At 70.3% G+C, this 21,364-nt stretch carries 18 protein-coding genes; 8 read left to right on the forward strand and 10 right to left on the reverse strand.

Translation table 11 applies throughout. The annotated features are described in order from the left end of the window. Positions 1 to 114: 114 nt before the first annotated feature. A complete protein-coding gene (locus tag ACNNMR_RS13275; RefSeq protein ID WP_419994795.1) occupies positions 115 to 1,497 on the reverse strand; it encodes a glycine--tRNA ligase in 1,383 nt (460 codons plus the stop codon). 141 nt (positions 1,498 to 1,638) lie between these two features. Between ACNNMR_RS13275 and ACNNMR_RS13280 the strand changes: the two genes are divergently transcribed. The 5 genes from ACNNMR_RS13280 (at position 1,639) to ACNNMR_RS13300 (ending at position 5,710) form a co-directional block, all read left to right on the forward strand. Next, positions 1,639 to 2,628, forward strand: coding sequence for a metal ABC transporter substrate-binding protein (locus ACNNMR_RS13280; RefSeq protein WP_419994796.1), 990 nt, complete (start codon positions 1,639 to 1,641; stop codon positions 2,626 to 2,628). A gap of 32 nt (positions 2,629 to 2,660) precedes the next feature. Next, positions 2,661 to 3,428, forward strand: coding sequence for a metal ABC transporter ATP-binding protein (locus tag ACNNMR_RS13285; RefSeq protein ID WP_419994797.1), 768 nt, complete (start codon positions 2,661 to 2,663; stop codon positions 3,426 to 3,428). Further along, positions 3,425 to 4,306: a metal ABC transporter permease gene (locus tag ACNNMR_RS13290; protein WP_419994798.1), complete on the forward strand. Its 882-nt coding sequence runs from the start codon at positions 3,425 to 3,427 to the stop codon at positions 4,304 to 4,306. The genes ACNNMR_RS13285 and ACNNMR_RS13290 overlap by 4 nt, the downstream gene beginning before the upstream one ends. A gap of 77 nt (positions 4,307 to 4,383) precedes the next feature. Then, positions 4,384 to 4,803 (forward strand): Fur family transcriptional regulator, encoded by a 420-nt coding sequence (locus tag ACNNMR_RS13295; RefSeq protein WP_419994799.1) that lies wholly within the window; start codon positions 4,384 to 4,386, stop codon positions 4,801 to 4,803. Positions 4,804 to 5,428: 625 nt separating this feature from the next. Then, on the forward strand, positions 5,429 to 5,710 hold the full coding sequence (locus ACNNMR_RS13300) for an alpha/beta fold hydrolase (protein WP_419994800.1): 282 nt from the start codon (positions 5,429 to 5,431) through the stop codon (positions 5,708 to 5,710). A gap of 11 nt (positions 5,711 to 5,721) precedes the next feature. Here ACNNMR_RS13300 and ACNNMR_RS13305 read toward each other — a convergent pair whose 3' ends face one another. Beyond that, a complete protein-coding gene (locus ACNNMR_RS13305; protein WP_419994801.1) occupies positions 5,722 to 5,997 on the reverse strand; it encodes a hypothetical protein in 276 nt (91 codons plus the stop codon). A 197-nt stretch (positions 5,998 to 6,194) separates the two neighbouring features. Here ACNNMR_RS13305 and ACNNMR_RS13310 point away from each other — a divergent pair, with 197 nt between their 5' ends. Continuing rightward, positions 6,195 to 6,833, forward strand: coding sequence for a TetR/AcrR family transcriptional regulator (locus ACNNMR_RS13310; RefSeq protein WP_419994802.1), 639 nt, complete (start codon positions 6,195 to 6,197; stop codon positions 6,831 to 6,833). On the opposite strand, the gene ACNNMR_RS13315 is transcribed toward ACNNMR_RS13310, so the two are convergent. Next, a complete protein-coding gene (locus ACNNMR_RS13315; RefSeq protein ID WP_419994803.1) occupies positions 6,830 to 7,666 on the reverse strand; it encodes an isoprenyl transferase in 837 nt (278 codons plus the stop codon). The genes ACNNMR_RS13310 and ACNNMR_RS13315 overlap by 4 nt on opposite strands. A gap of 51 nt (positions 7,667 to 7,717) precedes the next feature. After that, positions 7,718 to 8,464: a DNA repair protein RecO gene (recO, locus tag ACNNMR_RS13320; RefSeq protein WP_419994804.1), complete on the reverse strand. Its 747-nt coding sequence runs from the start codon at positions 8,462 to 8,464 to the stop codon at positions 7,718 to 7,720. 450 nt (positions 8,465 to 8,914) lie between these two features. On the opposite strand from recO, the gene ACNNMR_RS13325 reads away from it, so the two are divergent. Further along, positions 8,915 to 9,439: a M23 family metallopeptidase gene (locus ACNNMR_RS13325; RefSeq protein ID WP_419994805.1), complete on the forward strand. Its 525-nt coding sequence runs from the start codon at positions 8,915 to 8,917 to the stop codon at positions 9,437 to 9,439. 82 nt (positions 9,440 to 9,521) lie between these two features. On the opposite strand, the gene ACNNMR_RS13330 is transcribed toward ACNNMR_RS13325, so the two are convergent. From ACNNMR_RS13330 to ACNNMR_RS13355, 6 genes are all read right to left on the reverse strand, one after another. Then, a complete protein-coding gene (locus ACNNMR_RS13330) occupies positions 9,522 to 11,501 on the reverse strand; it encodes a beta-galactosidase (RefSeq protein ID WP_419994806.1) in 1,980 nt (659 codons plus the stop codon). Positions 11,502 to 11,556: 55 nt separating this feature from the next. After that, positions 11,557 to 13,422 (reverse strand): exo-alpha-sialidase, encoded by a 1,866-nt coding sequence (locus tag ACNNMR_RS13335; RefSeq protein ID WP_419994807.1) that lies wholly within the window; start codon positions 13,420 to 13,422, stop codon positions 11,557 to 11,559. A gap of 163 nt (positions 13,423 to 13,585) precedes the next feature. Further along, positions 13,586 to 14,278, reverse strand: a complete 693-nt coding sequence (locus ACNNMR_RS13340; protein ID WP_420000348.1) for a FadR/GntR family transcriptional regulator — start codon at positions 14,276 to 14,278, stop codon at positions 13,586 to 13,588. A 120-nt stretch (positions 14,279 to 14,398) separates the two neighbouring features. Then, positions 14,399 to 15,100 (reverse strand): response regulator transcription factor, encoded by a 702-nt coding sequence (locus ACNNMR_RS13345; RefSeq protein WP_419994808.1) that lies wholly within the window; start codon positions 15,098 to 15,100, stop codon positions 14,399 to 14,401. A 101-nt stretch (positions 15,101 to 15,201) separates the two neighbouring features. Then, on the reverse strand, positions 15,202 to 16,623 hold the full coding sequence (locus ACNNMR_RS13350) for a sensor histidine kinase (protein WP_419994809.1): 1,422 nt from the start codon (positions 16,621 to 16,623) through the stop codon (positions 15,202 to 15,204). A 72-nt stretch (positions 16,624 to 16,695) separates the two neighbouring features. Beyond that, positions 16,696 to 18,723, reverse strand: a complete 2,028-nt coding sequence (locus ACNNMR_RS13355) for an MMPL family transporter (protein WP_420000349.1) — start codon at positions 18,721 to 18,723, stop codon at positions 16,696 to 16,698. A gap of 732 nt (positions 18,724 to 19,455) precedes the next feature. On the opposite strand from ACNNMR_RS13355, the gene leuA reads away from it, so the two are divergent. Next, complete coding sequence (gene leuA / locus ACNNMR_RS13360) at positions 19,456 to 21,216, forward strand: 2-isopropylmalate synthase (protein ID WP_419994810.1); 1,761 nt, start codon at positions 19,456 to 19,458, stop codon at positions 21,214 to 21,216. Positions 21,217 to 21,364 lie beyond the last annotated feature (148 nt).

The raw sequence follows: 21,364 nt of genomic DNA on the forward strand, positions 1-21,364 counted from the left end.
CTGCGGACCGCTGTCCCCTGAATTCGGAGCACCGCCGCCTCCGGATTGGCGGAACATGCGAAGACCCCCGGAGCTTCAAGCTCCGGGGGCCGACGCCACTGCGTATGGACTGGCTCAGCAGCCGATCAGCCGACCCGCCAGGTACGACTCGATCTGATCCAGCGAAACCCGCTCCTGCTTCATCGTGTCGCGCTCGCGCACCGTCACCGCGTTGTCCTCAAGCGAGTCGAAGTCCACCGTCACGCAGAACGGCGTGCCGATCTCATCCTGCCGCCGATACCGCCGGCCAATCGCGCCGGCATCGTCGAACTCGATGTTCCAGTGCGACCGCAGCGTCTGCGCCAGGCCCTTCGCCTTCGGCGACAGCTCCGGGTTACGGGACAGCGGCAGCACGGCCACCTTGACCGGCGCGAGGCGCGGGTCGAGGCGCATGACCGTGCGCTTCTCCATCTTGCCCTTGGCGTTCGGCGCCTCGTCCTCGACGTACGCGTCGAGCATGAAGGCGAGCATCGCCCGGTTGACGCCCGCCGCCGGCTCGATCACGTACGGCGTCCAGCGCTCCCCGGCCTCCTGGTCGAAGTACGACAGGTCGTGGCCGGAGTGCTTGGAGTGGGCGCCCAGGTCGAAGTCGGTACGGTTCGCGACGCCCTCCAGCTCGGAGAATTCGGTGCCGCCGAAGTTGAAGCGGTACTCGATGTCGGCGGTCCGCTTGGAGTAGTGGGAGAGCTTCTCCTTGGGGTGGTCGTACCAGCGGATGTTCTCCTCGCGGATCCCGAGGCCGCGGTACCAGTCCCAGCGCTGCTGCATCCAGTAGTCGTGCCACTGCTCGTCCTCGCCCGGCTTGACGAAGAACTCCATCTCCATCTGCTCGAACTCACGGGTCCGGAAGATGAAGTTGCCCGGCGTGATCTCGTTCCGGAAGGACTTGCCCATCTGCGCGATGCCGAACGGCGGCTTCTTGCGCGACGTCTGCTGCACGGCGGCGAAGTTCGTGAAGATGCCCTGCGCGGTCTCCGGGCGGAGATACGCGATGGAGCCGGAGTCCTGCGTCGGGCCGAGGTGGGTGGAGAGCAGCCCGGAGAACTGCTTCGGCTCGGTGAAGCCGCCCTTGTTGCCGCAGTGCGGGCAGTTGATGTCGGCGAGGCCGTTCTCCGGCTCGCGGCCGTGCTTGGCCTCGTACGCCTCGATGAGGTGGTCGGCGCGGTAGCGCTTGTGGCACGAGGTGCACTCGGTGAGCGGATCGGTGAAGGTGGCTACATGGCCGGAAGCCTCCCAGACCTCGGGGGCCAGGATGACGGACGAGTCGATACCGACGACGTCCTCCCGCGAGGTGACCATCGAGCGCCACCACTGACGCTTGATGTTCTCCTTCAGCTCGACTCCCAGGGGGCCGTAGTCCCAGGCGGCGCGCTGTCCGCCGTAGATCTCGCTGCACGGGTAGACAAAGCCCCGGCGCTTGCTGAGGCTGACGATGGTGTCGATCTTGTCGGCGGCCACGGTGCTCTCTTCTGTTACGGCGATTCTTACGGCGAGGAAGCAGTGCTACAGGGTACCGGCGGGTGTGGCCCGCACGGCAAATCGGGTGGTGGCCGAGCAGGCAGTTGACAATCATTTCCAGCTTTGATGAAAATGGTTCCCATGAACATACGTCGTCGCCTGATAGCCCCCGCCGCGATAGCCGCGGCCGGCGCCCTGGCCCTGTCCTCCTGCTCCGACTCGGCCTCGGGCACCACCACCGACGACGGCAAGCTCAAGGTGACCGCGTCCTTCTACCCCATGCAGTATCTGGCCGAGCAGATCGGCGGGAAGCACGCCGAGGTCTCCACCCTCACCAAGCCCGGCACCGAGCCGCACGACCTGGAGCTCAGCCCGCAGCAGACCGGCGAGCTGGCCGATGCCGGGCTGCTCCTCTACCTCAAGGACATGCAGCCCGCCGTCGACGAGGCCATCGAGCAGGCCGGCGTGGAGCACACCGTCGAGGCGTCCAAGTTCACCTCCATGGAGAAGCACGGCACGGAGGAGGACGGCCACGGCCACGAGCACGAGGCGGAGGGCGAGCACGCCGAGGAGGAAGGCGGCCACGAGGGCCACGACCACGGCGAAGAGGGCACCGACCCGCACGTATGGACCGACCCGGTCCGGTACGCACAGATGGCCGACGGCGTCGGCAAGGCCTTCGCCAAGGCGGACCCGGACCACGCGGACGCGTACAAGAAGAACGCCAAGGACCTCGAGGACCGGCTGCACAAGCTCGACGGCCAGTTCAAGGACGGGCTCAAGAACAAGAAGACCGACACCTTCCTCACCACCCACGCCGCCTTCGGCTACCTCGCCGACCGGTACGGGCTCGTACAGGAGTCGATCAAGGGCCTCGACCCGGAGTCCGAGCCCAGCGCCAAGCGCATGGAGGAGCTGCACGAGATCGCGAAGAAGGACAAGGTCAGCACCGTCTTCTTCGAGACCCTCGTCAGCGACAAGACCGCCAAGACCTTCGCCGCCGACCTCGGCCTCAAGACCGACGTCCTCGACCCCATCGAGGGAATCACGGACAAGTCGCGCGGCAAGGACTACATGCAGGTGCAGGAGGCCAACCTGAAGGCCCTGCAGAAGGCCCTCGGAGCCAGCTGAGCGTACGGACGACGGTAAGGAATCGACTGCCCATGCCCCTCGAGCCCGCGATATGCCTCTGCAACGCCACCGCATCCCTCGGCGGCCGCCCGGTCCTGGGCGGCATCGACCTCAAGGTCGAGCGCGGTGAGGTCGTGGCGCTGCTCGGCGCCAACGGCTCCGGCAAGTCCACCACCGTGCGCGCCGTCGTCGGCCAGGTCCCGCTGACCTCCGGCGGCATCGAGCTCTTCGGTGCCCCCATCCACCGCTTCAAGCAGTGGCAGCGCGTCGGATACGTGCCCCAGCGCTCCACCGCGGCGAGCGGCGTGCCCGCGAGCGTGCGGGAGGTCGTGTCGTCCGGCCGGCTCTCCCGCACCCGGCTGCGGCCGCTCGGTCGTGGGGACCGGGCTGCCGTGGACCGGGCCCTGGACCTGGTCGGCATGCTCGACCGCGCCCGGGACTCCGTCAACCAGCTCTCCGGCGGCCAGCACCAGCGGGTACTCATCGCCCGGGCGCTGGCGTCCGAGCCGGAGCTGCTGATCATGGACGAGCCGCTGGCCGGGGTGGACCTGGGCAGCCAGAAGATCCTCGCCGAGGCGCTGCACGAGCAGGTCGGGCAGGGCACCTCCGTGCTGCTGGTGCTGCACGAGCTGGGCCCGCTGCAGCCGCTCATCGACCGCACGGTGGTGCTGAAGAGCGGGCTCGTCGAGCACGAGTACGGCCGCTCCGAGGCCCGTAGCGCCGCCGCCGTCCACGACATCGCCTGCCACCCGCACACGGAACCCGAGTCCGAGCCCGACCGCACAGGACTGCTGACATGAGCTTCCTCGAACCCGCCTTCATGCAGCGCGCCCTGCTGGCCGCGCTGCTCGTCGGCATCGCCGCCCCCGCCGTCGGCATCTACCTCGTCCAGCGCCGCCAGGCGATCATGGGCGACGGCATCGGCCACGTGGCGCTGACCGGCGTCGCGCTCGGCTTCCTGATGCAGACGAACCCGGTGTGGACGGCCGTGCTGGTCGCCGCCGTCGGCTCGGTGATCATGGAGCTGATCAGGTCGTACGGGAAGACCCGCGGCGACCTCGCGCTGGCGATGCTCTTCTACGGGGGCATGGCCGGCGGCGTCATGCTGATCAACCTGGCCCCGAACGGGTCGACGGCGAACCTGACGACGTACCTCTTCGGGTCGGTCACGACGGTCGCCGACTCCGACGTGGTGGTGATCAGCTGGCTTTCCGTCTTCGTGCTGCTGGTGGCGCTGGGCCTGCGGCGGCAGCTGTTCGCCGTCTGCCAGGACGAGGAGTTCGCGAAGGTCACCGGCCTGCCGGTGCGGGCGCTGAACCTGCTGCTCGCGGTCACCGCCGCGGTCACCGTCACCGTGGCGATGCGGGTGGTCGGCCTGCTGCTGGTCTCCGCGCTGATGGTGATCCCGGTCGCGACCTCGCAGCAGCTGGCCCGCGGCTTCGCGGCGACGCTGGCGGGGGCCATCGGCCTCGGCGTGGTCACGACGCTCTCCGGGACGGTCTTCTCGTACTACGTGGACGTGCCGCCGGGCGCCTCCATCGTGCTGCTGGCCATCGGGCTGTTTGCCCTGGTCACAGCGCTGGCGACGCCACTGGCGCGGCGGCGGGCGAAGGCCATGAAGGAAGGCGGCACCCCCGGTGACGAGGCCAGGGACCCGGTGGCCGCGGCCCGGGCATGACCGCAGGCCCCGCCGCCCTGGCACAATGGCCCGTCGGGAAGCAGCGACGGGCAGCACGACGTGAGCAGGAGGCAAGGGTGACTACCGCAGGGCCCCCCGTACGCGGACGCTCGACCCGGCAGCGGGCCGCCGTGGCGGCCGCGCTGGATGAGGTGGACGAGTTCCGCAGCGCCCAGGAGCTGCACGACCTGCTCAGGCACCGCGGCGAGTCCGTCGGCCTGACCACGGTCTACCGCACCCTGCAGTCGCTGGCCGACGCCGGCGACGTGGACGTACTCCGCACCGGCGAGGGCGAGGCGGTCTACCGCCGCTGCTCCACCGGCGAACACCACCATCACCTGGTCTGCCGCATCTGCGGCAAGGCCGTCGAGGTCGACGGCCCGGCGGTGGAAAAGTGGGCTGACGCCATCGCCGAAGAACACGGCTTCGTGGACGTGGCCCACACCGTGGAAATCTTCGGCACCTGCGCCGACTGCGCGGCGGCCGCCCGCTCCTAACGCCCGGCGGCTACAACTCTCTGGACGGTGGCGGCGCACCTCGATGCGTAAGTCGCTCGACCCGCCGCGCCGTTCCTGCTCATCGCCCGCGCGTCTTCCGGCGCCCTCCTTGACGCTGTTGCGACCGATCGGTTTCTATCGTGTCGGCCGTGATCGCGGTCCTCGCCGCGGCGGCGCTCTTATGGTCCGGTCCGGCCTTCGGCGGCACCGTTCCGCAGGCCGGCCAAAACCCGCATCAACGCGGCCCGGATCCCACTCAGCAGAGCATCGAGGCCGAGAAGGGGCCGTTCGAGGTCGACAAGGTCACCGTCCCCGCCGGTGACGGCTTCGCCGGCGGCACGATCTACTTCCCCAAGGACACCAGCGAGGGCAAGTTCGGCGGTGTCGCGATCTCACCCGGCTTCATGTCGTTCGAGGCCATGGTCGGCTGGTACGGCCCCCGGCTCGCCTCGCAGGGCTTCGTCGTGTTCACCATCGGCACCTTCACGCCGATGGACATACCGAGCAGCCGCGCCGACCAGCTGCTGGCGGCGGCACCCTGCACGCGGCGGCCAGGACACCGGGCCTTCAGGCGGCCATCCCGCTCACCCCGTGGGAGCTCACGTCGGACTTCTCGAAGGTCCAGGTGCCGACGCTGGTCTTCACCGGACTGGCCGACTTCGTGGCCCCCGCCGCCATGGGGAAGTCGTTCTACAAGAGCATTCCGGACTCCACCGAGAAGGGCTACGTGGAGTTGGCCGGGGGCAGTCATTTCGACCCCCTGTTCCCGAATGTCACCTACGCCAAGTACAGCATTTCCTGGCTGAAGCGGTTCGTGGACAACGACACCCGCTACGACCAGTTCCTGTGCCCCGCCCCGAAGGACCCCAAGCTCTCCGCGATCGAGCAGAGCTGCCCGCTCGGCTGACACAGCCTCCGCTACCCGGGTCCGTCCAGTGCTGCCGGCCCGCCGCCATTCCGCGGCGCGGGCCGGTCGGCAGCACCCCGCTCCCCCGCGCGCAGGAAGCGTCCCGTACGCCGCCGCCCCCAGTCCGCGGCGAACTCCCCGGCCCCGTAGAGCCGATTCCCCGCCACCACCGTGGCCGTGACCGCACGGTCGTTGCGGTTCACCCTGCGGCGCAGCCCGCCGAACTCCGGGACCGGCGCCTCGTCGTGCCGGCCCACCGCCTCGTCGAGCCCGGCCGGGTCGACCACGCAACCGCAGCGGGAAGTTGTAGAACGCCATGCTCCGCAGGCGGAGAGCTTGTCGAGCGAGCAGGACCCGAACAGCACGGTCGTGACGCCGTGCCGCGCCCACCGCGAATGACTGGATCCCATCCCATGCGGTAGATAGAAACCGACCGGTCGCAAAACGTCAACCAGTCGGTGCCGCCGCCCCGTAGGGTGGGGCCATGGTGGACAACGCGACGACCGTCCCGCCCGCGGCACCTCGCCGCCGCACCCAGCGCGAGCGCCGCGAGGCGACGATCGGCCGGCTCATCGACGCGACGATCGACGCGATCGCGGAGGTCGGGTATGCCAGGGCCTCGCTCGGCGAGATCTGCGCGCGCTCCGGTGTGTCCCGTGGCGGCCTCTTCCGCCACTTCGACTCCCGCCTCGACCTGCTGGTCGCCGCGGCCGCCGAGGTCGGGCGGCGGCATATCGTGCGCATCCGCGAGCAGTTCGAGGAGCTCCGCGAGCCGACGGTCGCGGAAGCGTTCCGCCTGATGCGCGCGCGTCACCGGGCCACGGAGAACGTGGTGTGGTTCGAGCTGATGGTGGCCGCCCGTACCGACGCGGAACTGCGCACCCGGCTGAGCGCGACCGGCCGCCGGTTCTTCGACGACATCGTGCAGGTCGCCCGCATGGTGCCGGGCACCGAGCTCTTCTCGGACGCCGAACTGCGCATGCTGCTCAACACCGCGGAGCACACCTTCGACGGCGAAACCATCCGCCGCGAGATCGACCCCGACCCGGCCGCCGAGGACGAGCGCCTGCAACTGATCTGCGACTTCGCCGAGTTCTACATCACGCGGCGCCTGGAGGCCTAGGCCTGCGCGTCGGCTGCCGCCGGCTCCCCCGACTCGTTCGGGATCGCGCCGCCGAAGCGCCGGTCCCGCGACGCGTACTCCACGCACGCGCGCCAGAGGTCGCGGCGGTCGAAGTCGGGCCAGAGGATGTCCTGGAAGACCATTTCGGCGTACGCGCTCTGCCAGATCAGGTAATTCGAGGTGCGCTGCTCGCCCGACGGGCGGATGAAGAGATCCACGTCCGGCATATCCGGGTGATAGAGGTACTTCGCGAAGGTCTTCTCGCTCACCTTGGACGGGTCGAGCCGGCCGTCCCGCACATCCGCCGCCAGCGCCGCCGCCGCGTCGGCGATCTCCGCACGCCCGCCGTAGTTGACGCACATGTACAGCGTCATGGCGTCATTGTCCTTGGTCTGCTCCTCCGCGACCTGGAGCTCCTTCACCACGGATTTCCACAGCTTCGGCATCCGGCCGCACCAGCGGATCCGTACGCCCAGCGCGTCCAGCTCGTCCCGGCGCCGGTGGATGACATCGCGGTTGAAGTTCATCAGAAAGCGGACCTCGTCAGGGGAGCGCTTCCAGTTCTCGGTGGAGAAGGCGTAGAGGGAGAGGTCTTTCACGCCGAGCTCGATGCAGCCCTTGACCACGTCCAGCACCACGGACTCGCCGATCTTGTGGCCCTCGGTGCGCGGCAGGCCGCGCTCCTTCGCCCAGCGGCCATTGCCGTCCATGACGATGGCGACATGCCCGGGGACGAGCTCGCCGGGGAGCTTCGGCGGCGTGGCCCCTGACGGGTGCCGGTCCGGAGCCCGGTACTCCCGGCGCGGCCGGCCCAGGATCCCTCGACGTGCCATGTGGATACTCCGCCTTCCCGTCCCTGCTTCACTACGCCTAGTTCACTACGCCTACTTCTCCACGTACCGCAGCGACCGCAGCCCGCGCTCCAGATGCCAGTGCAGGTAGGCGGCCACCAGACCGCTGCCCTCGCGTACGTGCCGGGCCTCGGCCGCGTCCGCGGCCTCCCAGTCGCCGGTGAGCAGCGCACTGAGCAGCGCCACCGCATCCGGCGAGGGTACGACGCTACCCGGCACCCGGCAGTCGCCGCACACCACGCCCCCCGCGGAGACCGAGAAGAACCGGTTCGGCCCGGGCAGCCCGCACTTCGCGCAGGCGGCGAAGGACGGGGCATAGCCGTTCACGGCCAGGGAGCGCAGCAGAAAGGCGTCCAGCACCAGCCCCGGCGCATGCCCGCCGCCCGCGAGGGTGCGCAGGGCGCCCACCAGCAGCAGGTACTGCTGCACCGCCGGCTCGCCCTCGTGGTCGGTGAAGCGCTCGGCGGTCTCCAGCATCGCGGTGCCCGCGGTGTAGCGGGCGTAGTCCAGGGCGATGCCGCCGCCGTACGGGGCGATGGTCTCGCTCTGCGTGCAGGTCGGCAGCCCGCGCCCGACAAGCTCCCCGCCGCGGGCGAAAAACTGCACGTCAACGTGCGAAAACGGCTCCAGCCTGGCGCCGAACTTCGACTTCGTGCGCCGTACGCCCCGGGCCACCGCCCGCACCCGGCCGTGGCCGCGCGTCAGCAGCGTGATGATCCGGTCCGCCTCGCCCAGCTTCTGGGTGCGCAGCACGATGCCGTCGTCGCGGAACAGGGTCATGGGCACATTGTGGCACGCGCGGGCCGAAGGTCCCGCCAGAATTGCAGAAAGTCCCTCCGGAAGGGCATTTCTCTTTATCTGGCTGTGGGGTGTCGCACACCCATTTTCGCCCTACTAGGCCGCCTAGTGTCCGAATTATGACCAAGGGCCGGGACTTTGGGCCCGGCGGGCCCGGGGCTTTCGGGGCGGGGGCTGCCGGGACCATCGGGTTGACGATTACGACCCTTGGCGTCACTGGCCAAGCAGCGGACGGGACCCCCCAACGCGACCGGCTCATCGGCGGCAGCCGGCCGTAAACAGGGGTCCGCAAGGGACTAAATTCCCGCACCCACGCCTACTACCACGCTTAGCAATAGCGCCCCTTGATACCCCTCGGCCACCCGGGTTACCAATGAATTGCGAGTTCGGAGCGCAGCCGGGCTCATAAGCAATTTGAAAGGTATTTCTCGAATGTCGAAGCGCGCCATATTCAACGTCCGCACCATCCACCGCACCGCCGCCCTCGCGGCCGGCGCAGGTGTCATTGCCCTCGCGGGCAGCGGTGTGGCGAGCGCGGCGTCCCCCTCCTGGGTCTCGCCGATCGACGGCGACTACACCTTCACGGGCAAGTACAACCAGGGCGGTGCCCGCTGGGCCGCCAAGCACTCCGGCCAGGACTTCGCCGTGCCGACCGGCACCAAGGTCCACGCCGCGCACGGCGGCACCGTCGTTGAGGCCGGCTGGGGCGGCGCCTACGGCAACAACATCGTCGTGAAGCACTCCGACGGCGTCTACACCCAGTACGCCCACCTGTCGAAGTTCGACGTGAAGCTGGGCGACAAGGTCAAGACCAACGAGGTCATCGCCAACAGCGGCTCCACCGGCAACAGCTCCGGCCCGCACCTGCACTTCGAGGTCCGCACCACGCCGAACTACGGCTCCGCCGTGGACCCGGTCGCGTTCCTCACCAAGAAGGGCGTCAAGCTGCACGGCTGACCCAAGCCAGACCGGCGGCTCCTTTCCTGCCAAAAAGCCCGCACCCCTCGGGGGGTGCGGGCTTTCCGGCGTATCAGGCCACCTACACGACCGCGGTCCCACGCGCCGGGATCGCCCGCCCGGCCACCGTGACCTCGGCCTCCGTGTGGTTCAGCACCACATGCCGCTCCACCCCGTCCGCCGTGACCCGCGTCCGCGCCTGCACCCCCTCCGGCAGCCCCGCCAGCACGGGCTCGACACCGGCCTGCGCCCGCACCTCGTCCACGACGGCGCGCATCGTCGCCGCATCGGGCCGGGTGGCCAGGTAGTACGCCGTCCCCCGCCCGAACCGGTGCCGGGTGACCGCGGGCCGCCCCGCCAGCTCACCCTCCGTGAAGGTCGCCAGGGTCTCCGCGCCCTCCGGCTCCACCCACTCCGACCACACGGAGCCGGTGGCCGCGGGCCCGTACGACAGGCCGAGGGTGCCCCCGCTCGGCAGCGGGTCCCACTCGTCCACCGTCAGCCCGAGGAGGCGGCGGAAGGGCGCCGGGTAGCCGCCGAGGTGCACGCGGTCGGCCTCGTCGACGATCCCGGAGAAGTACGACATCAGCAGGGTGCCACCCGCCGCCACCCACTCCTCCAGGGCCTTGGCCTGCGCCTCCGTGACCAGGTACAGGTTCGGCACCACCAGCAGCTTGTACGGCGACAGGTCCGCGTCCGGCGACAGGATGTCGCAGGCCACCGAGGCGTCGTAGAGCGGCTTGTGGTGGGCGAGGGCGGTGTCCATCTGCCGCACGTCGTGGCTGGGGCGGGCCTTGTCGGCGCCGAGCAGCTCCAGGCCCCACCAGTTGTCCCAGCTGAAGAGCAGACCCGCGTCGGCCCGCTGCGGCCGGGCGCCGAACAGCTCAGGGTGGGCGGCGAGGTCCGCCCCCAGCTCCCGCACCCGCCGGAAGGTGCGGGTGTCACGGCCGCCGTGCGGCACCATCGCGGCGTGGTACTTCTCGGCGCCGCCCCGCGACTGCCGCCACTGGAAGAACAGGATCGAGTCGGCCCCGTGCGCCACCGCCTGCCAGCTGTCCAGCTCCATGCGCCCGCGCGGCTTGGCGCCGTTGACGTCGCGCCAGTTCACCGCCGAGGTGCACTGCTCCATCAGCAGCCAGGGCTGCCCGTCCTTGAGGCCGCGCATCACGTCGTACGAGAAGGCGGTCAGGTGGGCGGCGCCGGGGTCGTGCGGGTCGGGGTAGGAGTCGTACGAGACGACGTCCATCTCCTTCGCCCACTTGAAGAGGTCGAGGGTCTTGGCGACCGGGACGAAGTTCGTGGTGACCGGGATGTCCGGGGTGATCCGGTCGAGGACGGCCTTCTCCGCCAGGTACAGCTTCAGCATCTCGTCGCTGGAGAAGCGCTGGAAGTCGATCTGCTGGGTGGGATTGCGGAAGGAGGGCGCCTTGCGGGGCGGGAGGACCTCGTCGAAGGTGCCGTAGCGCTGCGACCAGAAGGTGGTCGACCAGGCGTCATTGAGCGCCTCGACCGTCCCGTACCGGTCGCGCAGCCAGCCGCGGAAGGCCTCCGCCGAGACGTCGCAGTAGCAGTGCCGGGAGATGTGGCAGCCGTACTCGTTGCCGATGTGCCACAGCGCGAGCGCGGGATGGTCCCCGTACCGCTCGGCGACCTTCTCCGCCAGCCGCACCGCATGGTCGCGGTAGACCGGCGACGACGGGCAGTAGTGCTGCCGGGACCCGGTCGAGAGGCGGACGCCGTCCTCGGTGACCGGGAGTATCTCCGGGTGGGCCTGCGACAGCCAGGCCGGCGGCGACGCGGTCATCGTCGCGAGGCAGACCGCCTGCCCGCCGGCCGCCAGCCGGTCCAGGTGCTCATCGAGCCAGCCGAAGTCGTACGCGCCGGGCCGGGGCTCGACGACGGCCCAGGAGAAGATCCCGACGGTGGCGAGGTTGACGCGGGCCTCGGACATCAGCTCGGCGTCCTCGGCCCACACCGCCTTCGTCCACTGCTCGGGGTTGTAGTCCCCGCCGTACGCGATCGAGGAGAGCTTGTCGTAATAGCGCTGCAGGCGGGGTGACACAGTGGTGCTGCCTTCCACTTACGGAGGACGTAGGACGTCCTGCAATCTACGTTCCTCAGTTGACGGCGTCCAGGGGCAGCCGCAGCTTCTGCCCGCTGGTCACGGCCGCATTGCTGCCGCGGATGCCGCTGAGCTCGTCGGCGGTCAGGGCGCGGTCGTAGACCCGCACGTCGTCGAGATAGCCGTGGAAGCGGTCACCGCCGCCCAGATTCTCGCCGAAATGCATCCCGTCGATGCCGAAGTCCTTGCCGATCGTCACGGACCCCTTGGGCGCGGCGGCGGACACGGCGGTGCCGTCCACGGAGAGGGTGAGCTTGCCGCCACTCCGCTGCAGGCTGAAGAAGTGGAAGGCGTTGTCGTTGTACGCCTTGGCCGTCTTCACCTCGACCCCGCCCTGCTCGGTCTGCAGGTAGGCCCGCACCCGGTTGTCGGCAGGCTCGGCCCGCAGCCAGATCTGCGGCTTCCCGGTCCCGCTGCCATACCGATAGGCCCAGGCGATCGCATGCCGCCCGTCCGCCCGGCCGTACTTGAACCAGCCGGTGAAGGTGAAGTCCCCGGACCCGAGGTCGAGGGAGTCGTCGTACGGAACCTCCACGCGGGCGTCGACGTGATCGTCGGCGTTGTTGAGGTAGAGCGACTTGCCGAACTTGCCCGCCTGCAGGCTCGAAGTGCCGCGCACATAGCCCTTGTTGTCATTTCCTGACGCGTCGGCGGTGGTCGGCCCGGGCGCCGGGGACGGCGGGAAGCCGGGCGGGGTGCCGTTCGGCTGACCGAGGAAGGCGTCATTGAAGCGGGCCCAGCGGATCGCCTCGTACGGACCGGCCTTCCCGGCCTCGTACAGCAGCCCGGCCCGGTCACCGCCGAGATCGACGAGGCTCGAGTACGCCGCCGACCCCCAGTGAATGATCCGCCCCTCCTCCCACGGCTCCCAGGTCTTGCCGTCATCGCCGGAGGCCCGTACGGCCATCGCCTCCCGATTGGCGGGATGCGCGGGCGCGGAGAGCAGCACCTTCCCGCCGTGGTTGACCGTCGACCCCTGGACCACCGGACTGGAGACGCCGGGATCGGCCTCGAAGGGCGCGTCGAAGCTGCCGCCCTGGTCGGAGCTGGTGGCGAAGGCCCGATTGCCGTCCTCCGTACCGCGCTCGTCCCGCGCCTGGACGCCGAGAGCGCCATCCGACTTCTCGAAGAGGCTGAGCTCCTGCGGCTTTACGGTGAGGTCGGTGCGGGTGTCGTCGGCGCCCAGCTTCCAGGTGGCGCCGCCGTCGTCGGAGTACATGAGATGGGCGCCTTGGCTGCCGTCCGCACCCTCATGATTCCCGCCGACGACGAGACGCCCGGCGTGCGGGCCGCGCTTGAGCTGGATGCCGGAGTTGGGCCCGGAGGCGTACCAGCGATTCCAGGAGGGCTTGGAGAGGGTGTCCGCCATGTTCTTGGCGGCCGACCAGGTCGCACCGTTATCGGTGGAGGTCTGCAGATACGGGGTGCGCTTGGTGTCATCCGCCCCGGGGTTGTGGGTGGAGATGAGCGAGATCCGCCCGCTGCCGGTATCGACGACGGGCGCGGGATTGCCGCGGGTGTCACCGTCACCGGCCAGCACCACCTTCAGCCCGCTCCAGGTGACCCCGCCATCCGTCGACCGCCGCAGCACGATGTCGATGTCACCTTTGTCGCCACAGGAGTTCACCCGCCCTTCGGCGAAGGCGAGCAGGCTGCCGTCCTTGGCCTTGGTGACCACGGGTATGCGGAAGCAGCTGTAGCCGCCGGACCCGGCCTGGAAGAGCACGGACTCGCTGAACTCGGGCTGGGCCGCGGCCGCGCTGCCGCCGGCGCCGACCGTAAGGGCACCCGCCATGAGGGCACTTGCCGCGGCGGCCGCCGCGAGGGCGACCGCCGGTCGTCCGGCCAGGAGGGAGGGCATCGCTGCCTCGCAATCGTCAGGGAGAACCAACGTGGGACGTGGGATGTCAGGGCCACGTAAATTATTGATTCACCTGGACGATGGTCAATAGACCTAACAGCGCTACCTGTTGTTCACCTTGAGGCAGGCATGCGATACCACCGGAAAAAGATCGGTTTGGGCGTCAGCCGACGCCGCGCATGGCCTTCTTGGCCCGCGTCTCGATGCCCCGGAAGTGCGTCGACATGGCGGCCTCCACGCGCTCGCGATCGCGCGCCCGCAGCGCCCGGACGATCTCCTTGTGCCGCCGGGCGGTCCCCATCGGCGACGGATCCTCGGCCCAGCCGCGCGCGCCGGCGACCCGGTGGAAGACATTCCAGAAGGCGCTCAGCAGCTGCGGGACGAGGGTGTTGTCCATCGAGCGATAGAGCACTTCATGAAAGTCGCGGTCCTCGTCGGGAAAGACCTCGCCATCCTTGGCGCGGGCCTCCATCCGCTTGACGATGGCATCAAGTTCGTCGATGTCGGCATCGGGGATGGTGTCGATGATCCGCATGACCAGTCCCTCCTCCAGCACTTCACGCACCTGGAGGATCTCGCTGAGCGCGTGCACGTCATCGCCGCCGAGCTGCACCAAGGTACGGAAGGTGAGCCCGTCGGCGAGCGGCGTCAGCGACGCCTGCCCGACGTACGTCCCGTACCCATGCCGGATCTCGACGATGTCGAGGGCCTGCAGCGCCTTGAGCGCCTCCCGTACGGAATTGCGGCTGACCTGGAGATCGTCCATGAGCTCGGTCTCGGTGGGCAGCAGCTCACCGGGCCGCAGCCCGCGGTCGAGGATCAACTGCATGATCTCGCGCTGGATCTGCCCGCCCATGCGCCGCTGTCGCTCCGCGCGCGCCTGGGGCTGGGGGCGGGCCTGCTGGCGCGGACGCTGTAGCTCCTGTGACATGGCGTCATCGTACGCACAAGGGTGGGACATCCTACGTGCGATTCGTCACGAAGTGCCCGAAGAGCCCGGAATGATCAGGCCGGATTCGTAGCCGAGGACGACCAGTTGAGCCCGGTCGCGGGCGTCGAGCTTGCCCATGATGCGGCTCACATGTGTCTTGGCGGTGAGCGGGGAGAGCCCGAGGGCGTCGGCGATCTCGGTGTTGTTCAGCCCGCGGGCAACGAGCGCGAGCACCTCGCGCTCGCGGCTGGAGAGAGCCGCAAGCGCCCGCGGCGCGCTGGCGGCTGCCGCCGCGGGGGCCGCCGGGGCCTTGACGATCCGCTCGATGAGCCGCGCGGTCGGCCCGGGCGACAGCAGCGCCTCGCCGGCGGCGACGGTGCGGATGGCGTCGAGCAGGTCGGCGGGCTTGGTGTCCTTGACCAGGAACCCGGAGGCGCCGGCCCGGAGCGCCTCGATGATGTGCTCGTCGGTGTCGTACGTGGTGAGGACGAGGACCTTGACGCCGGCGAGGTCGTCGTCGGCGGCAATGAGGCGGGTCGCCTCGATGCCGTCGAGGTCCGGCATCCGTACGTCCATGACTACGAGGTCGGCGCGCGCGCTGCGCACCAGCTCCACGGCCTGCCGCCCGGAGGCGGCCTCGGCGACCACCTCCATGTCGGGTGCGGAGGCGATGAGCATCGCGAAGGCGGCGCGGACGAGGTGCTGGTCGTCGGCTAGCACGACACGTATGACCTGCGGCTGACTCATGGGGTAGGCCCTCCCGCCCGCCCGCCCGTTGCTCGGTGCGACAGCGGTGGGGCGAGTGGCACCACCGTCGCGCGGGTGGTGATCCGCACCCGGGCACTTGCTCATCGGTCCACCAGCGGGAGCTTCGCCGTCACCGCGAAGCCCGGTTCGCCGTCGTCTCGCGGGCCTGCTGCCAGCGTGCCGCCGACGCTGCGGGCACGCTCGCGCATGCCCGGGATGCCGTAGCCGCCAGAAGGCTCCGGGGACTCCGGTGGCTTCGGGCGGCTGCCCGGCACACCGGCCGCCGGGCCGGAGTCCGTGACGCTCACGTGCAGCGCCAGGTCGTCCCGGGTCAGCCGCACCCGGATCGCCGCCCCGGGGCCCGCGTGCTGCACGGCATTGGTGAGCGACTGCTGCACGATCCGGTACGCAGCCGCACCGACCGCGGGCGGAACGGGGCGAGACGGCGCTTTATCGGGAAACTCGGCCGGTGCGGCCGGATCGTCCCCGCCGGACGCGTCCTCCGCGGCGCCGTCCAGCGACAGCTCCACCGTCGTGCCCGCCGCCCGCGCAGCCTCCGCCAGGTCCGCCAAGCCCGCGAGACCGGGCAGGGGCCCGCGGTCGGACGCGCCGCCGACCGGCCCCGGAGCGGGGCCCGCGCCAGGCGTACCCGCGGCTCCGACCGGCCCGGTGCCACCCCTCCCGGCGCCGGCCGTCACTCCTCCGGTCGCGGCGGCAACCGGCACCGGACCCGTACCCCCACCCGGCCCCTCCCCCGACCGCAGCACCTTCAGCGTCGTACGCAGCTCCTGCCGCGCGTCCCGGCACGTCTCCGCGATCGAATCCAGCGACGACGCCAGCGCCTCCCGGTCCAGCCGGTCCGGATCAGCAACCAGCACGTGTGCCGCCACCGACGTCTGCACGCCGATCACGGTGATCGAATGCGCCAGCAGATCGTGCAGGTCGCGCGCGATGCGCAGCCGCTCCTCCGCAACCCGGCGGGCGGCGACCTCCTCGCGCGTCCGCTCGGCGCGCTCCGCGCGCTCCACGATCGCGGCGATGTAGTTGCGGTGCACCCGCACCGCCTCGCCGAGCAGCGGCGCAAGCAGCAGCCAGCCGGCGGTGCGGAACATGTCCGCGCCCTTGTCCGGGTTGACGAACATCATCAACGTCAGCGTCCCGGCCAGCAGCGTCGGGATGACGATCAGGGTGCGCTTGCGCGGGCCCGCCACCGCCAGCGAGTAGGTCGCGACCGTCGTGGCCAGGGTGGCGGCGGAGTGGGAATTGTCCAGCGCGTGGTACGGGGCCTCGGCCGCGAGCATCGCGAGCAGCACACCCAGCGGGTAGCGGCGCCGCCAGGCCAGCGGCAGCACCGCGAACGCGAGCAGCGCCCACCCGAGCGCGTCCGGCCGCCTGCCGTCGCTCGCCACGACGGCGAGGCAGCCGCTCACCGCCGCGATGGCCGCGGTGAACAGCCAGTCGCGCCGGTTCGGCCCGGCGGCGCGGTGCCGGGGGTGTACGCGTACGGTCAACACGGCTCCCATCCTCCCCGATGCGCTCGCCGCCGGACCCGTCGGTCCGGCGGCGAGCAACTGCGGCAGCGGTCCCGGCCCCCGTCAGCGGGCCGCCGCCGGCTCCCGCTCCGCCGACGCCGCCGGCGGCGGAGGCGGAGGCGGAGGCATCGCGCCCGCCGGCTCCTTCGACAGACCGCCCGGCCACCACACCTTCCTGCGCAGCAGCACACTCGCCGACGTGACCAGGTACGTCCGCACGAGGAAGGTGTCCAGCAGCACCCCGACCGCGATGACAAAGCCCATCTCGACCAGGAACACCATCGGCATGTTCATCAGCACCGAGAAGGTCGCGGCCAGCACCAGCCCCGCCGAGGCGATCACGCCGCCCGTCGTGCGCAGCGCGGACAGCGCCGCGGTGACTGGATCGGCGCCGGCGAGCCCGTTCTCGCGCATGCGGTGCATCAAGAAGATGCCGTAGTCCACGCCGAGCGCGACGAGGAAGACGAAGGACAGCAGCGGCAGCGACGGGTCCACGCCCTCAAAGCCGAAGACCGGGCCGAAGACCAGGCCGCCGATGCCGAGCGCGGCGCCCCAGACCGCGACCACCGCGGCGACCAGGATCAGCGGCGCGACAAGGCTGCGCAGCAGCGCGATCAGGATCAGCAGCACCGAGACCAGGACCAGCGGCACGACGATCTTGGTGTCCCTCGCATTCGTGTCCTCCAGGTCGAGCACCTGAGCGCTGGGGCCGCCTACATGCGCGCCCTCGCTGTCGAGGCCGGCGCGCAGGGCGTGGATGGTGGCGGTCTCCCCCGCCGTCTCCGGGGCGTCCTTCGCGGTGACGGCGATCTCCGTCCAGCCGCCGCCGCTGCGGCCGCGCTGCACGGACTCGACGCCCTTGACCGACTCCGCCTTGGCCACCGCCTGATCCGCCTTCCCCGTCGGCGCGATCACGGCGATCGGCTGCGAGCTGCGATCGGGGTACGCGGCGGCGAGGGTCTCAGTGGCGGCGATGGACTCCGGCTTGTCGGTGAAGACATCGCCGTCCTTGAGGCTGCCCGGCATGTTGAGCGAGCCCAGCGCCAGCGCGCCCAGCAGTACGGCCCCGCCCGCCAGCACCGCCAGCGGCCTGCGGCCCGCGGAGGAGCCCATGGCGGCGAAGAGCGAGCGGCGCTGCTTCGGCTCGCTCCCGTACGCCGGGATCAGCGGCCAGAAGGCCTTGCGGCCCACCACCACCAGCAGCGCGGGCAGCAGCGTCATCATCGCGACGAGCGCGCTCAGCACGCCGATCGCGCCCATCGGGCCCATCCCGCGGCTGGAGTTGAGGTCGGCGGCGAGGAGGCAGAAGAGGCCGGCCGCGACCGTGCCCGACGAGGCGAGAACGGCGGGGCCGCAGCCGCGCAGGGCGGCGAGCATGGCGTCGTACGGGCGCTCGATGCGGCGCAGCTCCTCGCGGTAGCGGGAGACGAGCAGCAGCGCGTAGTCCGTACCGGCGCCGAAGACGAGGATCGTCATGATGCCGCCGGTCTGGCCGGAGATCGTGGTGCCGAACCATTCGTGGGCGCCGTACGCGGCCGCCATCGAGATCATGTTCGCGACGCCGGCGGCGACGAGCGGGATCAGCCAGAGGATGGGGCTGCGGTAGATGAGGATGAGCAGGACGGCGACGACGGCGACGGTGGTGTAGAGCAGCGGGCCGTCGAGGGAGTCGAAGACCTTGCCCTGGTCGGCCTGGAAGGCGCCGGGCCCGCCGACGTCGGCGGAGAGCCCGCCCTCGTCGCGCACGGTGTCGCGGATGTCGGCGACGAAGTCATTCCGCTTCTCCTCGTCGATGCCGGGCTCATTGCTGGCCACCGGGTACATGAGGGTGCTGCCGTCCTTCGACGGCACGCCCCGCGGCTTCGCGGTGAGGTCGTGCGCGCCGGCCACCTTGCCGACCTGCTCGGCGGCGGTGGCGCGGTCGGCGGCGGTGAGGCCCTCGGCGCGGTGGTAGACGAGGACCAGGTCGGTGGTCTCGCCGCCGGGGAGCTGGTCCTGGACCTTCGCCACCTGCGTGGAGTCGGCGTTCGACGGGAGGTAGTCGACGGCCCGGTTCTCCTCGGCGTCGCCGAATTTGCCGGCGAAGGGCATGGCGAGTGCCAGGACCCCGATCCAGATGGCGAGGAGGGTCCACGGCACGATCCGCCTTCGGCGGGCGGTGGCCGGTGGTTTTGTGTGTGGCGGTGGCGCTGGTGCGGTCTGCTCTTCCGATACGGCGCCCATGGCGGGGCCCACCCCTCTTCAGCGGTTTCCGATTCGCTAACCAGGCTCTCGGTGGGATCGGCGGCTTTCGTCGCGCGGCGGGGCGAGATCCGGGCTACTGCCCGGGGCGACACAGGGCGGGTGTTACTCCCCGGGGAGTACACCGGGGGGAGCCCCCGGCCCCCGCTCCCGGGGCTCCGCCCCGGACCCCGTATCGGCGCCTGCGCGCCTCGGCCTCAAACGCCGGACGGGCTTGAAATCCGGATGGGCTTGAAATGGTGCCCCGCCCCATCCCCGGCAGGGCACGGACCCTCGCCCTCCCTCCCGACGCACCCACCCCCAAGCCCGTCCGGCGCTTGAGGACGAGCGCCGCCAGGCGCGATCGCCCGGGGCTGAAGTCACACAAACCGGGCAAGCCGGCCGCCAGGCGTATCGCATACTGATACGGACCCTCGCGAACAGAACCGCTCCGGTTAAGCTCATCGCACCATGCGTTTCGGGCTGCTTCTTCTTAGCTGCCGCGGCGAGGGTCTGCGTCCGTAAGACCGACCCCCTCCCCGCGGAGTTCTGCGTTGCCCTCGTCGGTCTCATGAAGCACTCCGCGAAGGAAGCCCACGCATCATGAGCATCAGCAAGAAGCCCACGCCCATCACCAATGCCACCGCCAAGCAGCGGCCCTCCGGCATGCCGATCCACCGCTACCCGGGCTACGAGCAGGTCGACATCCCGGACCGGACCTGGCCGGGCAATCGCATCACCAAGGCCCCCCGCTGGCTGTCCACCGACCTGCGGGACGGCAATCAGGCGCTGATCGACCCCATGTCGCCGACCCGCAAGCGCGAGATGTTCGACCTGCTGGTACGCATGGGCTACAAGGAGATCGAGGTCGGCTTCCCGTCCTCCGGGCAGACCGACTTCGACTTCGTACGGTCGATCATCGAGGACCCGGACGCGATCCCCGAGGACGTGACGATCTCCGTCCTGACCCAGGCCCGCGAAGAGCTGATCGAGCGGACCGTCGAGTCCGTCGTCGGCGCCAAGCGCGCCACCGTGCACCTGTACAACGCCACCGCCCCGGTCTGGCGCGAGGTCGTCTTCCGCGGCTCCCGCGACGCCGTGAAGCAGATCGCGGTGGACGGCACCAAGCACGTCATGCAGTACGCGGAGAAGCTGCTGGATGAGCGGACCACCTTCGGCTACCAGTACAGCCCGGAGATCTTCACCGACACCGAGCTGGACTTCGCCCTGGAGGTCTGCGAGGCCGTCTGCGACGTGTGGCAGCCGGGCGAGGGTCGCGAGATCATTCTGAATCTGCCGGCGACCGTCGAGCGGTCCACCCCGTCCACGCACGCGGACCGCTTCGAGTGGATGAGCCGCAATCTGACCCGCCGCGAGCACGTCTGCCTGTCCGTGCACCCGCACAACGACCGCGGCACCGCCGTCGCCGCCGCCGAGCTGGCCGTCATGGCGGGCGCGGACCGGATCGAGGGCTGCCTGTTCGGGCAGGGCGAGCGCACCGGCAATGTCGACCTGGTGACGCTGGGGATGAATCTGTTCTCCCAGGGCGTCGATCCGCAGATCGACTTCTCGGACATCGACGAGATCCGTCGCACGTACGAGTACTGCAACCAGATGGAGGTCCACCCGCGCCACCCGTACGCGGGCGACCTGGTCTACACCGCCTTCTCCGGCTCCCACCAGGACGCCATCAAGAAGGGCTTCGAGGCGATGGACGCCGAGGCCGAGCGGCAGGGCAAGCCGGTCGAGGAGATCGGCTGGTTCGTTCCGTATCTGCCGATCGACCCGAAGGACGTCGGCCGGTCGTACGAGGCCGTCATCCGGGTCAACTCGCAGTCCGGCAAGGGCGGCATCGCCTACGTGCTGCACAACGAGCACCAGCTGGACCTGCCGCGCCGGATGCAGGTGGAGTTCTCGCAGCTGATCCAGGCGAAGACGGACGCCGAGGGCGGCGAGGTCACCCCGGCGCAGATCTGGTCGGTCTTCCAGGACGAGTACCTGCCCACCCCCAACGGCAACGCCTGGGGCCGCATCCAGCTGCGCAACGGCCAGTCCACCACCGACAAGGACGGCGTCGACACGCTCACCGTCGAGGCCGTGGTCGACGGCGTCGAGCGCACCCTGGTCGGCACCGGCAACGGCCCGATCTCGGCGTTCTTCCACGCGCTGCAGGGCATCGGCATCGACGCGCGGCTGCTGGACTACCAGGAGCACACGATGTCCGAGGGCGCGCGGGCGCAGGCCGCCTCGTACATCGAGGTCGCCGTGGGCGGAAAGGTCCTGTGGGGCATCGGCATCGACGCCAACACCACCCGCGCCTCCCTGAAGGCCGTCATCTCCGCGGTCAACCGCGCGACCCGCTGACGCGCACTTCTTCCCGGCACCACCGCGTGCTTCTTCTCCGCACCACCCCCGGCGGGCGTCATATTGACGCCCGCCGGGGGCACAAGGGCTGACGGGGAGCGGTCCCTGTGGCTAACATCACGTCCAATGCGGCAGCGTTGCCGGATTG

This window comes from Streptomyces boninensis (genome assembly GCF_048572725.1).
Lineage (GTDB): Bacteria > Actinomycetota > Actinomycetes > Streptomycetales > Streptomycetaceae > Streptomyces > Streptomyces boninensis.

Bases quoted from the DNA above. Each gene is read 5' to 3' on its own strand.
- ACNNMR_RS13280 (WP_419994796.1), top strand. From the start codon at position 1,639: ATGAACATACGTCGTCGCCTGATAGCCCCCGCCGCGATAGCCGCGGCC.
- ACNNMR_RS13285 (WP_419994797.1), top strand. From the start codon at position 2,661: ATGCCCCTCGAGCCCGCGATATGCCTCTGCAACGCCACCGCATCCCTC.
- ACNNMR_RS13290 (WP_419994798.1), top strand. From the start codon at position 3,425: ATGAGCTTCCTCGAACCCGCCTTCATGCAGCGCGCCCTGCTGGCCGCG.
- ACNNMR_RS13310 (WP_419994802.1), top strand. From the start codon at position 6,195: ATGGTGGACAACGCGACGACCGTCCCGCCCGCGGCACCTCGCCGCCGC.
- ACNNMR_RS13315 (WP_419994803.1), bottom strand. From the start codon at position 7,666: ATGGCACGTCGAGGGATCCTGGGCCGGCCGCGCCGGGAGTACCGGGCT.
- recO (WP_419994804.1), bottom strand. From the start codon at position 8,464: ATGACCCTGTTCCGCGACGACGGCATCGTGCTGCGCACCCAGAAGCTG.
- ACNNMR_RS13325 (WP_419994805.1), top strand. From the start codon at position 8,915: ATGTCGAAGCGCGCCATATTCAACGTCCGCACCATCCACCGCACCGCC.
- ACNNMR_RS13335 (WP_419994807.1), bottom strand. From the start codon at position 13,422: ATGCCCTCCCTCCTGGCCGGACGACCGGCGGTCGCCCTCGCGGCGGCC.
- ACNNMR_RS13340 (WP_420000348.1), bottom strand. From the start codon at position 14,278: ATGGGCGGGCAGATCCAGCGCGAGATCATGCAGTTGATCCTCGACCGC.
- ACNNMR_RS13345 (WP_419994808.1), bottom strand. From the start codon at position 15,100: ATGAGTCAGCCGCAGGTCATACGTGTCGTGCTAGCCGACGACCAGCAC.
- ACNNMR_RS13350 (WP_419994809.1), bottom strand. From the start codon at position 16,623: ATGGGAGCCGTGTTGACCGTACGCGTACACCCCCGGCACCGCGCCGCC.
- ACNNMR_RS13355 (WP_420000349.1), bottom strand. From the start codon at position 18,723: ATGCCCTTCGCCGGCAAATTCGGCGACGCCGAGGAGAACCGGGCCGTC.
- leuA (WP_419994810.1), top strand. From the start codon at position 19,456: ATGAGCATCAGCAAGAAGCCCACGCCCATCACCAATGCCACCGCCAAG.